Annotated in this window: 14 protein-coding genes; 3 read left to right on the top strand and 11 right to left on the bottom strand. The window is 39.4% G+C overall.

What is annotated here, in order from left to right; all coding sequences use genetic code 11:
- Window positions 1–156: 156 nt before the first annotated feature.
- Window positions 157–1,116, bottom strand: coding sequence for a bifunctional 4-hydroxy-2-oxoglutarate aldolase/2-dehydro-3-deoxy-phosphogluconate aldolase (locus LI288_RS02245; RefSeq protein WP_022432323.1), 960 nt, complete (start codon window positions 1,114–1,116; stop codon window positions 157–159).
- 176 nt (window positions 1,117–1,292) lie between these two features.
- Here LI288_RS02245 and LI288_RS02240 point away from each other — a divergent pair, with 176 nt between their 5' ends.
- Window positions 1,293–2,405 carry a sugar kinase gene (locus LI288_RS02240; protein ID WP_022432324.1) on the top strand — a complete coding sequence of 371 codons (1,113 nt, stop codon included), beginning with the start codon at window positions 1,293–1,295 and terminating at the stop codon, window positions 2,403–2,405.
- A gap of 82 nt (window positions 2,406–2,487) precedes the next feature.
- On the opposite strand, the gene LI288_RS02235 is transcribed toward LI288_RS02240, so the two are convergent.
- From LI288_RS02235 to LI288_RS02190, 10 genes are all read right to left on the bottom strand, one after another.
- Window positions 2,488–3,057: a hypothetical protein gene (locus tag LI288_RS02235; protein ID WP_227089287.1), complete on the bottom strand. Its 570-nt coding sequence runs from the start codon at window positions 3,055–3,057 to the stop codon at window positions 2,488–2,490.
- Window positions 3,044–3,685, bottom strand: coding sequence for an ATP-binding cassette domain-containing protein (locus LI288_RS02230; protein ID WP_227089286.1), 642 nt, complete (start codon window positions 3,683–3,685; stop codon window positions 3,044–3,046). Before LI288_RS02230 ends, LI288_RS02235 begins: the two co-directional genes overlap by 14 nt.
- Before the next feature lie 11 nt (window positions 3,686–3,696).
- On the bottom strand, window positions 3,697–4,503 hold the full coding sequence (locus LI288_RS02225) for a hypothetical protein (RefSeq protein ID WP_227089285.1): 807 nt from the start codon (window positions 4,501–4,503) through the stop codon (window positions 3,697–3,699).
- A complete protein-coding gene (locus LI288_RS02220) occupies window positions 4,504–5,268 on the bottom strand; it encodes a hypothetical protein (RefSeq protein WP_227089284.1) in 765 nt (254 codons plus the stop codon). It lies immediately after the preceding gene.
- A complete protein-coding gene (locus LI288_RS02215) occupies window positions 5,262–6,083 on the bottom strand; it encodes a hypothetical protein (RefSeq protein WP_227089283.1) in 822 nt (273 codons plus the stop codon). Before LI288_RS02215 ends, LI288_RS02220 begins: the two co-directional genes overlap by 7 nt.
- A gap of 4 nt (window positions 6,084–6,087) precedes the next feature.
- Complete coding sequence (locus tag LI288_RS02210; RefSeq protein WP_227089282.1) at window positions 6,088–6,816, bottom strand: hypothetical protein; 729 nt, start codon at window positions 6,814–6,816, stop codon at window positions 6,088–6,090.
- A 79-nt stretch (window positions 6,817–6,895) separates the two neighbouring features.
- Window positions 6,896–7,381: a DUF2712 domain-containing protein gene (locus LI288_RS02205; RefSeq protein ID WP_227089281.1), complete on the bottom strand. Its 486-nt coding sequence runs from the start codon at window positions 7,379–7,381 to the stop codon at window positions 6,896–6,898.
- 295 nt (window positions 7,382–7,676) lie between these two features.
- Window positions 7,677–8,387 carry a LytR/AlgR family response regulator transcription factor gene (locus tag LI288_RS02200; RefSeq protein ID WP_227089280.1) on the bottom strand — a complete coding sequence of 237 codons (711 nt, stop codon included), beginning with the start codon at window positions 8,385–8,387 and terminating at the stop codon, window positions 7,677–7,679.
- Between the two features lie 223 nt (window positions 8,388–8,610).
- Complete coding sequence (locus LI288_RS02195; protein WP_227089279.1) at window positions 8,611–10,098, bottom strand: UxaA family hydrolase; 1,488 nt, start codon at window positions 10,096–10,098, stop codon at window positions 8,611–8,613.
- A gap of 123 nt (window positions 10,099–10,221) precedes the next feature.
- Window positions 10,222–11,721 (bottom strand): tagaturonate reductase, encoded by a 1,500-nt coding sequence (locus LI288_RS02190; protein WP_227089278.1) that lies wholly within the window; start codon window positions 11,719–11,721, stop codon window positions 10,222–10,224.
- A 436-nt stretch (window positions 11,722–12,157) separates the two neighbouring features.
- Between LI288_RS02190 and LI288_RS02185 the strand changes: the two genes are divergently transcribed.
- Entirely contained in the window at window positions 12,158–13,162 is a 1,005-nt protein-coding gene (locus LI288_RS02185; RefSeq protein ID WP_022432336.1) for a LacI family DNA-binding transcriptional regulator, read from the top strand.
- A 19-nt stretch (window positions 13,163–13,181) separates the two neighbouring features.
- Window positions 13,182–14,591 carry a glucuronate isomerase gene (gene uxaC, locus LI288_RS02180; RefSeq protein WP_227089277.1) on the top strand — a complete coding sequence of 470 codons (1,410 nt, stop codon included), beginning with the start codon at window positions 13,182–13,184 and terminating at the stop codon, window positions 14,589–14,591.
- Window positions 14,592–14,707 lie beyond the last annotated feature (116 nt).

Here is a 14,707-nt window from a genome sequence, read left to right as displayed (position 1 = left end):
AGTTTACTATATTTTCACAATTTTTTCAACATTTTCCACAAAATTTACGTTTTAATTCCCCCGCATGGGAGGCTTCTGTTACAAAGGTACTACATAAACAGACTGCCGCACTTTCAAAGCACGGCAGTCCCATGGACTTAAAAACAATTCCTGCAATTATTTCTGAACAAGATGTATAGCGAATCCGCCGAACTCGCCCTTGAAATAAATTGCCTTTAATCTGTCATTTTTAATAACGGCTGAATCCTTGTCAAATTCAAATCCACGTTTCTCTAAATGATAGATTGCTCTTTCAATATAGTTTGTTGCGATTGCAATATGGCCATGTGTTCCACGGCCCTGCTTTTTCATCAGCTCAAAGCCTGTTCCTGAAAATACTGAACTGTTACCGACTTTCTTTTCAAAGCTGAACATCTTATTGAATGTATCTGCAAGGTCTTCTGCCTCTTCACCGCTCTGTAAGTTGACACCAACGTGTCTAACTTCAAATCCAAGCATCGTATCAACAGCTTCTCTTGTCAGATTCTTAATGCCTTCAAAATCGCCTGCTGCAACCATGTCTTTCTTTACCATCCATGAACCGCCGCAGCATACAATTTTGCCAAAGTCAAGATAAGACTTTAAGTTGCCTGCATTGATACCGCCTGTCGGCATAAATTTCATATTTGTATATGGTGCTGCCATAGACTTAATCATGTTGAGTCCGCCTGCTGCTTCAGCCGGGAAGAATTTTACGACATCAAGTCCTAATTCAATCGCTGTTTCTACATCAGAAGGATTGCTTGTACCCGGAACAATCGGATAACCCTTGTCCAGACAATGCTTTACAACCTTAGGATTCAGTCCCGGACTGACAATAAACTTTGCTCCTGCATTCATGGCTCTGTCTGCCTGCTCCGGTGTTAATACTGTACCGGCTCCGACAACAAGTTCAGGGAACTTTTCAGCCATGATACGGATAGATTCCTCTGCTGCTGCAGTTCTGAATGTTACTTCTGCGCAAGGAAGTCCGCCTTCAATTAAAGCCTTTGCTAACGGTTCTGCATCTTTTGCATCATCTAATGCGATAACCGGTACAATACCAATCTTGCTCAATTCTTCTACAACTTTATTCATTTTAACTTCTCCTTTTACTAGAATATGTAATTTCTTTTTATTATAGAGTTGGTACATTTTTTTGTCAATTCATAGTTTTGTAAATTCATGAAATTCTTTCGGTAAAAAATATAGATTAAATCGGACAAGTATGATAGAATACATTTGTAATAAAATATTTTGGAGGTATCTAAAAAATGAAATTAAATTTAAGACCAGCCGAAGAGTGCACATTTGATGCCGTATCTTTAGGTGAAGTAATGCTTCGTCTTGATCCGGGTGAAGGAAGAATCCGTACAGCAAGAAGCTTTAGAGCATGGGAAGGCGGCGGAGAATACAATGTTATCCGTGGTCTTCACAAGTGTTTCGGAATGAACACAGCTGTTATCACAGCTTTCGCTGATAACGAAGTAGGTCTTCTTATGAAAGACTTCATCGAGCAGGGTGGCGTTTCAACAGACCTCATCTGCTGGAAGAAGACTGATGGTATCGGACGTCTTTGCAGAAACGGTCTGAACTTCACAGAAAGAGGATTTGGTATCCGTGGCGCTAAGGGCTGCTCTGACAGAGCTAACACAGCTATCTCTCAGGCTACACCGGATGATTTCGATTTCGACTACATCTTCAAGAACAAGAGCGATGGTGGTTTAGGTGTTCGCTGGTTACATACAGGCGGTATCTACGCTGCTCTTTCTGAACAGGCTTGTGAAACAGTTATCGCAGCTTGTAAGGCAGCTAAGAAGTATGGTACAATCGTATCTTACGACTTAAACTACCGTCCTTCTATGTGGGAAGCTATCGGTGGATTAGCTAAGGCTCAGGAAGTTAATAAGGAAGTTGCCAAGTACGTTGATGTTATGATTGGTAACGAAGAAGACTTCACAGCCTGCCTTGGTTTTGAAATCGAAGGTAACGATGCAAACCTTAAGACTCTGAACCTTGATGGTTACAAGAAGATGATCAACGAAGCTGCTGCTACATATCCGAACTTCAAGGCTGTTGCTACAACACTTCGTCAGGTTAAGACAGCTACAGTTAACGATTGGTCTGCTATCTGCTGGGCTGATGGTGAAATCTATAAGGCTGCTCAGTATGACGGTCTTGAAATCATGGATAGAGTTGGTGGCGGTGATTCATTCGCTTCAGGTCTTGTATATGGTCTTATGACATTTGAAGATGCTGAAAAGGCTGTTAATTACGGTGCTGCTCACGGCGCTCTTGCTATGACAACTCCTGGTGATACAACAATGGCTTCTCTCAAGGAAGTTGAAGGTATCGTTGGTGGTGCTGGCGCAAGAGTTCAGAGATAATTAAAGCTTAGCTTTCATTTGATTAGAGCGTTCAAGAAAAAACCGGCAGGGTACCATACCCTGCCGGTTTTTTTCTATGCTATTACACACATTTGAGTTTTATCTGCTTCTTTACCGGATACAATGACAATACCAGTTCATAGTTTCGTTCTTTTACGTGCTCCCACTGTTTTTGTCTAAATCCTTTTTTTACTAAAAGAAATGGCAGAATCAGTGTCCGTTCTTCGCCTGATTCGATATAGATTGGACCGCTTTGATACTGTTCACTGTTCAATTTTGCATTTACCGCCATATACTTATCAGGTGCTGCACAGTTTGTCCATGCCTGTGATGTCAGTGCAAAACGGTCTAATGTTACCCGCTGTTTCTCTTCTGACATATTTTTTATATTGACTGTAACCATAATACATTCTGCTTCTTTAAATATCTCCTTTTCAGAAGCATAAATATCAGAAAAATCTTCCTGACTCATAAAAGACACATCGGTTGCCGTTATTTCAAAATCATCAGCCGTCATCGCTTCTCCAAGCTGTTTTTCCTCTAACTGTGCTTTCGGATATTTCAGGTTAATACCGATTACCAGCACCAGATATGCAAAAAAGGCAATCACCGATACGGCAATTATGATCGTTTTTATTCTACTTTTTTTCATTTCGGATAATTTTCCCCTCCTCCATATAATAAATGCTGTCTGCTATCTGATCTAATATTTCTCTGTCATGACAGCTGACAATAATTAATGCACCTGCTTCCGCTCTTTGTTTTATAATTTTCTTTACTTTTTCCACACTTTTTTCATCTAAAGCATTAAAAGGTTCATCTAAAATAATCAGTTCGGGATTTTCCATTAGTGCAATGGCAATTCCCAGCTTTTGTCTCATTCCAAGTGAATATTTCTTTACGGACTTCTTTTCATCAGGGTCTAATCCTACTTCCTGTAGTATTTCACGCATTTCATTTTCCAAAGCAATTCCTTTGATGGATGCGATTGCCCTCATATTATCCAATGCACTGTAATGCTCTATAAATCCCGGATTTTCAATGAGTGCCCCAAGACTTTCCGGAAATGATATTCTTTTTCCCAGTTCATCTCCGTCTACAATAATTGCTCCGTTATCAGGAATCACCAGTCCGCAGATACACCGCATCAGCATGGTCTTTCCCGAACCATTCTGCCCCCGGAAACCATAAATTTTCCCACATTCCATAGATGCTGATATATCATCAAGCACCTTATTGCCCTTTATTGTTTTTGATATATTCTGAATTTCTAAATACATACATTCTCCTACTATGAATAAATATTCTTCTTTTCTATTACAATACTGCCGATGGCCACTGATGCCGCTGTAAACAGTATACTAAGCATCACCGCCCACAATACATTCAAAACACTCCCGTGCATGAATACCGGAGTGCGCATGAGCATTAAATAATTCCCCAGACTATATGGACTGTACACAAAAATTCCTGCTGCAAGAATAAAGCAGACCCAGATATATCCCATCATCGACTGAAAAACGACTGCGATCATCATCTGCGTAACAGAAATTGCAATTGATATAATGACCGGCAATACCAATGCATATATGTATAACGTTGTCCCCTCATTTTCAATCTGCTCATTTTCCAGCAAAAATGCCGTAACCTCCGGCTGTGCCGCCTTAAATCCGCCTGTTACAATGCTCACCGCAGTCACCGACAGATACAGCACAAGATAAAATCCGAGAACAGACAGGATATTCCAAATCACTTTTCCGAACCACCATGCCTTTCGATTTCCTGATTTCAAAAGAATCTGCTGTCCTGCCATATGCAAATCCTTTACCGGATATACGCCAACTATAACCGCCAGATACAGCCATATAAAGACCCAGTATGCATTTGGCACGATATATTGATTTTTACGGATTGCTTTCATTCCCCGGAAATTCCATATGATATAATCCCAAAATCCCATATCGACAGATAATGCTTCTTTACACGAATGATTGCAGCATACACACGCAAGCATTATAAATACTGCCAACACTGCATATTTTATTTTGTTTTCATTCCATACTGCCCGGATATCATACCAGATTATTTTTAAATTCACCTATCTGCACCTCTTTGGTATAAAATCTTTTTTATTTGCAGCAATCCGCCCTATTATATAGATGGCTATACAGAAAACAACTGCACCTGCCATATAAATACCGATTTTATGATTCTCCCAGTTCTTATAATCAAGCATCAGCAGCCGCAGTATTTTATGAGTACCATATATATCTATTACATAGAATACAAGAATACCAACCCATACCAACGCCACCTGATTGATTATCCAATACAGCAACAGGCTGATAACCATAATGAGTTCTGTCAGCACAAGAATCGCCGCTATATATACCGCTGCAACCACAGCATAGCGAATCTGCATTGTTTCTCCTGTTGACAATGCATATAAACTATCAGCACTCTGCCAGTTTATATCATTCTTACAGATTACCGCTGTCGACAAAATGGTACTGCCGCTGTATACAACAGCAGCTGCCAGTCCTGCCACTGACAGTTTTTTTATTTGATAATCCCATATTGCCGTTCTCTTTTTATGCTGTAATATATTGCAGTATAAAAAATCATTGCGAATTGTCCTTGTAAAAATCAAAAGTAATGCAATATATATTATAGAGCCTCTTAACATCAACAACTCACTGTGAATGAGAATATCTGCCCTGCTGATTACCGCACCTTTTACGTATTGTAAATTAATCTTTGCATTACCTGTATATAGTACTCCAAGTACTACAATCACAAGAAAAACAACCAGCATATACGGTTCACAGTATTTTTTAATTCTCATTAAATTTTTATTCAGCATATATCCTCCTGCCTGCCGCGGTAAATGAACTCCCAGCCCGTGATAATAAGCAGGACTGCCGTTTCTACCACGAACGGAATCATTCTGGGCGAACTATACGCAGGATTTATAAAATTAGATGGCTCCCACGACTGCAAATTCAGCAGCTGGAACAATGCCGATAAAAACACGTTTAATACCAATGGTGCTAACAGCACTGTAAAAATGTGATTGGAGTAAAATGCAACATTTAATGCAAATGCCGCCAGTGCTCCACTGAATAAAAATATAACAATCAATGAAATTGCAACATAAACTGCCGGATGTGTAAACAGCAATGCAGAAAAGCTTCCTTTCGGAACCATATTCGACGTTGAAGCTGCCGCCTGTGGTTTTATTGTCGGCACAACTGCCGTACAGAGCAGAATATTGAAAATAAGCGGAACACAGGATACAATTCCTCCCGACAAAAATACCGCCGTGAATTTTGCATAAAAATACTCTCTTTTATCTGCCCTTGTGCAGATAAATTCAATTAAATGATTATTTACATCACTAAAAAAAGTAGCTGCATATGGCAGTGTTACCAGAATCGGAAGAATAAGTAAATAAAGATATGAGTACATATTATTCCCCTCACATATCCAGCTATTATACAGATTCGGTGGATATAGGAGTGCAAAATCTAAAGACATATATTTATCCATTCCCCTCACAACCGGAAGAACCTCTACTATCCAATGGACAACTGACACAATCAGCCCTATCAACAGCGCAATATAAAATCCCGGATTTCTTAACATTCTTTTTACTTCAAATTTAATCATCTGTTTCATCCGTTTAATACTCCTCACTTTTTCTTAACAGGTCATTTAATTTTATAAATGCATATTTTTTCACAGATTCTACCGTTGTATTCTCATCTTTCAATTTGTAAGTTGTTTTGGAACCGTAGGCTCCCATTGGATTTAACAGCAGATTGATATTGGCATCTCCGGTCAAATCATCATCGCTCACAAGATAGTACAATGTAACCGGCTCTGATTTTTCTCCATATTTCATCTGATAATGAAAATCCTCCATTGGTTCAGGTTCTTCGCCAATACTGCTCATATACAATTCATATTTGTGTGTCTTTGTATTCTGTATTTTATCAATATGCAGCTGATGACTGTTTAACGTTTCTGTCTTATCAGGACTTATATCGTTATTGTCTTCTATTGTCATGGTTACACTAACAATACTGTAATCATTGACAATTCTGTTCCCGTCAAACTGTATCCCTGATGCGTGTTCCTGCGGTTCAAACGGCAGTTCCTTCAAAATCTTTGCTTCCAGTATTTCATATGAATACTTCCATATATCGACCTGATAACTGTCTTTTTCCGGCTTTTGTTCCTCTCCTCCTGCCACAACTGTGACAGCCTCATCTGTGGACAGCCTCTGAGATGTTTCATCACTTTTGACCGTATGATACATACTAAAAAACCTGCGTCCGCCAAAAACTGCAAAAACTGCTATGACAAGAATTAAAAATGCCTTCTCTGTAATACCCCATTTACGTTTCATCTTTTTTCTCCATATCTATTATTATGAATAAAGATATTGGTCGGAACAATTGTTAATTGTTCCAACCAATGCTATTTACTTAAATACTATCTGGACTCCACAAGAAATAAATATACATACCTTTTCCACCATAATCAGGCCATATTCTTAACGAAGCACACTCATATCCCTCTTCTTTCACTGTGTTAGGGAAATATCTTGAGCACCCCATTGGTAAATCTAGTGTCTCACCATATGTGCAGTTATGCAGTCCATCATATGCTGGTTCTCCACAACTCGGGTCATTATCTTCATTATACGAGCCATATACAAATACCGCATCAAAATCCGTATTTGAATTTTTGTTATAAGCATATGACGACGTATAATCCCACTTGCCTCTCTGTTCTGTTCCAATATCTGTAACTTCAACTAAATCCGTGGAATTATATTCCTCATGCACTGTATCCTTATAATTTCCTGCTGCCAGAGTCTGAAAAATACTTGTAGACATAACCGTCACTGTTGCAGCTGATGCAATCAGACAGCCTTTTAAGTATTTGTTAATCGTTCGTGATTTTATCATTTTGATTTCCTCCAAATATTTATTTTAATTTTACCGGTCGACCTTACATTTATATTAACTTATACTCTCTCTATTTTCCATCTGTCATTCGCCAACTGCACTTTTTTTTCGTGAACTGCACTTTTTATTAATTTTTGTTCAATATTCCAATACATTTTTGATTTATTTCATCTTATCTAAAAGAAAAATGTCCGGCAGGATTGATTTTCCTGTCAGACATTTTATTGTTTGTATTTTTAAAAATTTCTTCATTAAACGTTAAGTTCATGCATACCCTCCCAAACTCACACTTTTACTAAATATACGGGAAACGGATTTCCATTAGGTAATCGGCATACTGTCTTTGGATTTCTTTTAACTTTCCGCGGCTGACTTTGATTTTTTGTCCATCATTCATTTCTATTGTTCCCGCAATATTTTTAATTGCTGCAAAATTCACAATATAAAATCGCGAAACCCGTATAAATGTCTGAACTGGAAGTATGTCCTCACACTCCTTTAAACTGATATATCCCGGCACAACACCATTTTCCGTATAAATCTCAATATATTTATCGTTTGATTTAATATATTGAATCTCTTTTAATGAAACCCCTGTTTCTGCCGTAAGCCGACAGACTGCATTTTCTTTTTTCTCCTCAACAGCTTTATCCAGAACCTCAAATACCTTTTCCCTTGAAACCGGTTTATCTATGAAACCACATACATTTTTGCCAAAAGCCTCCCGGATATATCCGTCATAGCACGTTATAAATGCAATCATTTCTTTTCTCTTATTTTGAATCAAAATATCTTTTAACGCAATTCCGGACATTCCGGACATCTCAATATCCAAAAACAAAATATCTATATCATCCTGCGCCTTTAAATAATCTTCTGCACAGCTATATTGCTTTATCGTAATCTGAATTTGTTTTTCTGTCTGATATGCCAGCACTTTATCTGTAATTTCTTCTCTCCATAACAGGACATCATCACAAATTCCCACTGAAACCCCCTCTGTCATTGGTCACAAATCCTCCACGATGTAAAAATCCAAATATATTGTATCAGGGTCAAAAGGTCTAAACCCACATGAGCTTGCTCATAGGTGGGGCTTGTGTCCCCAACATCATATATTTATTATACACGATTTTCTATTTTTAGGCAAAGCAAAAAAGACAGCCCCGCCATTTCCCATTCACTATCCAAACAGGAAAACGGCAGTCTGCCTTTTATAATATCATATCTTACAGTGTTACACCCTGCTTAAAGATTGCTAAATCGTGGAATCCTGCGATTTCAGCCTTTACCTTCTTGCCGGAAGCAACGTCTAATACGAGCTGGAACAGCTCTTTTGCTGCATCTTCAAGCGGAAGATCATCTGTAACGATTCTTCCTGCATTGAAGTCAATCCAGTTGCTCTTGTTACCTGCAAGTCTTGAGTTTGTTGCAATCTTAACGGTCGGTACCGGTGAAGCAAACGGTGTACCGCGGCCTGTTGTAAACAGAACCATCTGTGCGCCGGAAGCTGCACAGGCTGTCGCTGCTACAAGGTCATTACCCGGTGCGCTTAAAAGGTTGAGTCCCTTTGTATGAACCGGTTCAGCATATGCAAGAACACCCTTTACTAAAGAGCTTCCTGACTTCTGTGTACATCCTAAAGACTTATCTTCCAGTGTTGTAATACCACCGTCTTTATTTCCCGGTGAAGGATTTTCATAAATTTCCTGACCGTTCTTGATGAAGTATTCCTTGAAATCGTTAATCAGGTGTACTGTCTTTTCAAAGAGTTCCTTATTTGCACAACGGTTCATAAGAATCGTTTCTGCACCGAACATTTCCGGAACTTCTGTAAGAATGGTTGTACCACCCTTTGATACGAGCATATCTGAGAACAGACCGACTGTCGGATTGGCTGTGATACCGGATAAACCATCTGAACCACCGCACTTCATACCGATAATCAGTTCCTTTGCATTGACCTTTTCACGCTTAAAGGTCGCTGCATAAGCCATCAGTTCTTCCATCATCTTTTCAGCTGTTTCCTGTTCATTTTCAACGTCCTGAACCTGAAGGAACTTTACTCTGTCGGAACTTACTTCGCCGATATAGTCTTTTAATACTTCAATACGGCTGTTTTCACATCCAAGTCCGAGTACCAGTACGGCACCTGCATTTGGATGGTTAATCAGGTCTGCAAGAATCTTTCTTGTATTTTCCTGATCCTCTGTAGTCTGTGAACATCCGTAAGGATGTGTAAATGCAACAACTTCATCAACGCCTTCCGGCTTATTCATTCTTGCTGTTGCTTCGATTGCTCTTGCAATAGAGTTTACACAGCCGACTGTCGGAACAATCCATACTTCGTTACGGACACCGACTTTACCGTTTTCTCTCATGTAACCGTCAAAGTAAGCTGGTTCTGTCGGTTCTACATCCTTATGTCCTTCCGGTTCATAAGTATACTCTAACAGTTCGCCAAGACCTGTCTTTAAGTTATGTGTATGAACCCATGCACCTACCGGAATATCAGCCTGTGCAAATCCGATTCTGAAACCGTATTTGATAACCGGATCACCGTTCTTGATTTCTTTGATGACAAACTTGTGTCCCTGTGGGATATCTTCAACCGTTGTCACTTCTGTTCCTGCTACGTTGACCGTTGTACCTTTTGCAATCGGCTTTAATGCTACAGCAACATTATCATCTTTATTAATTTTAATAAAATCCTGCATATATACCTCTTTAAATCTTTTGATTATTATAAAGTAAGAGCGGATGATACTGACACACCCGCTCTTATAAGTATTCAGAGCCTGTTCTTATACACTGATAAGCATTCTAAACTGCAATATGAATTAGTCAAGTGCTAAATCATTTACAACTGCTCTCATGCCTCTTTCTCTGATGTCTTTGATATATTCAGTAATTGTTTCTTCAAGACCTGCAACCTTTGTAAGATCTTCTCCACCAAAGAACTTTGTATTGCTTAAGTAAGCATGTGTAAATTCTTCTGCGGACTTTCCTGAATTATCTCTGAAGAAATCAAGAACAGCCTTATCGTCTGTGATGTTATATTCTTCACCGTTTCTGTCACCCTTTAATACAATACCGCCGTTGAATTCAGCTTCTGTCTGTGATGTATAGAAGCTCATTAATGCTGCGATAGAGAATGTAAGGTACTTCGGAAGCTTGTCAAATTTCTTTACATAGCCTAAGAATGAAGGCAGACATCTTGCTTCCCACTTAGATACAGAGTTTAAGGAAATGCTTAATAATCTGTGGTCTACGAATGGGTTTAAGAATCTGTCGATAACAGCCTTTGCAAATTCTTCGCAGTCTTCCTTTGAAAGTGAAAGTGTAGGAATAACTTCGTTGTAAAGAGTTTCTTCCATGTACTTTCTGATTACAGGGTCTTTCATTGAATTTTCAACGTTGTCATTGCCTGCAAGGAATGAGGCCAATACGAAAGAAGTATGGGAACCGTTGAGGATTCTTACCTTTCTTTCCTTGTATGGATGATGATCCTTTGTAAATACAACATTTAAGCCTGCTTCCTTGAATGGAAGTTCCTTCTCTAACTGTTCAAGCGGAAGGTTTGAATCACTTTCAACAACCCAGAGTCCGAAAACTTCTGCTCTGTCGATTAACTGGTCTTCATAACCCCATTCTTCGCAAAGCTTAGCAGCATCTTCTCTTGGATAACCCGGAACAATTCTGTCTACCAGTGTCGGGCAGAATGAGCAGTAGTTGTTTACCCAGTCCTTGAATCCGTCTTCAAGTCCCCAGAGTTCAATGAACTTCATGATGCATTTCTTTAATTCAATACCGTTGTCGGCAATCAGTTCACATGGAAGCAGGATAAGACCCTTGTCTGCTGCTCCGTTGAACTTCTGATATCTCTTATAAAGAAGCTGTGTCAGCTTACCCGGATAAGTCTTAGGAGGACGTGCATTCGGGTCATTATCTGTTTCGTCAAATACAATACCTGCTTCTGTTGTATTAGAAACGATAAATCTAAGAGTTTCACTTGTTCCGTATTCGATGTACTTGTCATAATCTTCGATTGCAGCAACAGCATCTACTACAGATGTAATCTGACGGGTGATTTCCTTTGGCTGTCCGTCAACAAAACCTCTTAACTGAAGTGTGTACTGGCATTCCTGATCATGGAATCTTTCCAGTGTACCGAATTCGATAGGCTTAACAATTACAACGCCGCCGTTGAAGTCCGTCTTTTCGTTCGTTACATCAAAGATATAATCAACGAATGCTCTAAGGAAGTTACCTTCACCAAACTGCATAACCTTAACCGGTCTGTCAACTGCATGTGTAATACTCTTGTTTAATCTTTGCATTTTCAATCTCCTTTTTTTACAGGGTCCGCTTCTTGGCACCGCCCTTTAGTAAAACCAGTTTATGGTAATCAAACATAAGTGCAATGTAAGCGCTTACATTATTTAAAATAAACTGAAACGCGTAATTAGTCAACTACTTTTTCAATCTTTTGCATAAATGTTAGAACATCACACTTGTTTTTATTATCATAACATTGTATAATGCATTTATCAATATGTAAGTGCTTACATTTACATATTTTTTATGATACCAGGGTCAAAAAGTCTTTCACACACATGAGCTTGCTCATCAGTGGGTAAAAGACCTTGCGACCCGCCCCGATATGAGCATACGATATGCGAATATCCTGATGCTGATTGCGGGAATGTGTAACATGAAGCAATCAGCAGGTATCATAAATAATCAGAAGCAGCTAGAACACTACCGGAGAATTTTATGAATATTTACGATGTATCTAAAAAAGCCGGCGTTTCCATTGCAACCGTTTCCAGAGTGTTAAACGGCAATGCCAATGTCAGCGATAAAACTAAAAACAAAGTTCTTGTCGCCATGAAGGAGCTTGACTATACACCGAATATTTTTGCACGCGGTCTGGGACTTAATACAATGAAGACCATCGGCATTATGTGCAGTGATTCTTCTGATACCTACCTTGCCAATGCGGTTTATTATCTGGAACAGGAACTGCGCCGGCACAATTACGATTCCATTTTGTGCTGTACCGGACAGGATTCCGAAACCAAGAAAAAGTATCTGGATTTATTAATCAGTAAGCGTGTGGACGGCATTATCTTAGCCGGTTCCCAGTTTGTGTTAAACCAGCCGGGAAGCGATAACCGCTATATCTTAAATGCCGCAAAGGAAGTTCCGATTGTTCTGGCAAACGGGTTTTTACCCGGCAAAAACATTTATTCCGTCATGTGCAACGACACTGCTGCCGTATACGATGCGACCAGCCGTCTGATTGCCGCAGGAAGACGTCAGATTGTGTATCTTTACACCAGTACCTCCTACAGCGGAATGAACAAATTAAAAGGCTATAAAAACGCCCTTTCGGATGCGGGGATTCCCCTGCGTGAGGAATGGACACATTTATGCACCAAAAATATCCAGCGCGCAAAGGATTATCTGAATACCCTTTATGACAAAGGAATTTCTTTTGATGCCGTAGTCACCTCCGATGATTCTTTAGCCGTGGGCGCTGTTAAATATGCCTATGAACACCGGATTGCCATTCCGGAACAGCTTCAGATTATCGGTTACAACAATTCCGTTCTTGCCAACTGCACCGAACCGGAATTAACTTCGATTGACAGCAAGGTGGAACAGCTTTCCGTTAAAGCCGTCAATATTTTAATGCAGGTATTAAGCGGTCATGACGTTCCCGCAGAGAATATCATTGCTGCTGATATAATTAAACGCAACACAACAAATTTTTAAGTTACAGGAGGACACTAACATGAAACAATTCATGGACAAGGACTTTTTACTTTCCACACCAACCGCTCAGCATCTTTTTCACGATTATGCTGACAAAATGCCAATTGTTGACTATCACTGCCACATCAATCCAAGAGAAATTGCTGAGGACAGAAAATTTGAAAACATCACTCAGGTATGGCTTGGCGGCGACCATTATAAATGGCGTCAGATGAGAACAAACGGTGTTGACGAGAAGTACATCACAGGTGATGCTTCTGACAGGGAAAAATTCCAGAAATGGGCTGAAACACTTGAAATGGCTATCGGTAATCCGCTGTATCACTGGAGCCACCTTGAATTACAGAGATACTTCGGCTATAACGGCGTGTTAAACGGGGATACAGCTGAAGAAGTATGGAATCTCTGCAACGCAAAGCTTCAGGAAGACTCTATGTCAGTCAGAAACTTAATCCGCAAGTCTAATGTTACATTAATCTGTACAACAGATGATCCGGTTGATTCACTTGAATGGCATAAGGTCCTGGCAGAAGATGATACTTTTGAAGTAAAGGTACTTCCTGCATGGAGACCGGATAAGGCTATGAACATTGAAAAGCCTGAATACCTTGATTACTTAAAGACATTATCTGATGTCAGCGGTATCACTGTTAATTCTTTTGCTTCCTTAATGGATGCTTTAAGAAACAGAATGGAATTCTTCGCTTCTATGGGATGCTGTGTATCTGACCACGCTCTTGAATATGTTATGTACAAGCCATACACAACAGAAGAAATCGAAAAGATTTTCGCAAAGAGATTTGCAGGTGAAACAATTACTGTTGATGAAATGAACAAATTCAAGACAGCATTCATGGTTTCAGTTGGTAAAGAATACAACAAGTTAAACTGGGTAATGCAGTTACATTACGGTACAATCCGTGATAACAACACATTAAGATACAACCAGTTAGGACCGGATACAGGATATGACTGCATTAATACTTATGACTGCTCTGCTGAAATGGCACAGTTCTTAAATGCATTAAATATCACAGATGAACTGCCAAAGACAATCATCTATTCATTAAATCCGTCTGTAAACGCTGCTATCGGTACAGTACTTGGATGTTTCCAGGATTCTAAGGCTGTCGGCAAGATTCAGCAGGGTTCAGCATGGTGGTTCAATGACCATAAGGTCGGCATGACAAACCAGATGACCTCTCTTGCTAATTTAAGCTTACTTGGTAACTTCATCGGTATGCTTACAGACTCAAGAAGTTTCTTATCTTACACAAGACATGAATACTTCAGAAGAATCATGTGCGAATTAATCGGTGGCTGGGTTGAAAATGGTGAATATCCAAACGACGAAAAAGCGCTCGAAAAGATCGTAAAGGGTATCTCTTACAACAATGCAGTAAGATACTTCGGTTTCGATGTAAAATAATTCATTCAGTCTAAAGAGAGATGGGATATACGCTTACGGGTTATAAGTGTATATCCCTCTTTTTTAATGAACAAATTATCATGATAAAAAAGCCTTTCTGTCCTGTCCGAACAAAA

The organism is Lachnospira pectinoschiza (assembly GCF_020564355.1).
GTDB classification, from domain to species: Bacteria; Bacillota; Clostridia; order Lachnospirales; family Lachnospiraceae; genus Lachnospira; species Lachnospira intestinalis.
The sequence above is the reverse complement of the archived record's forward strand: the minus strand, read 5'-3'. Positions and strand labels throughout refer to the sequence as shown.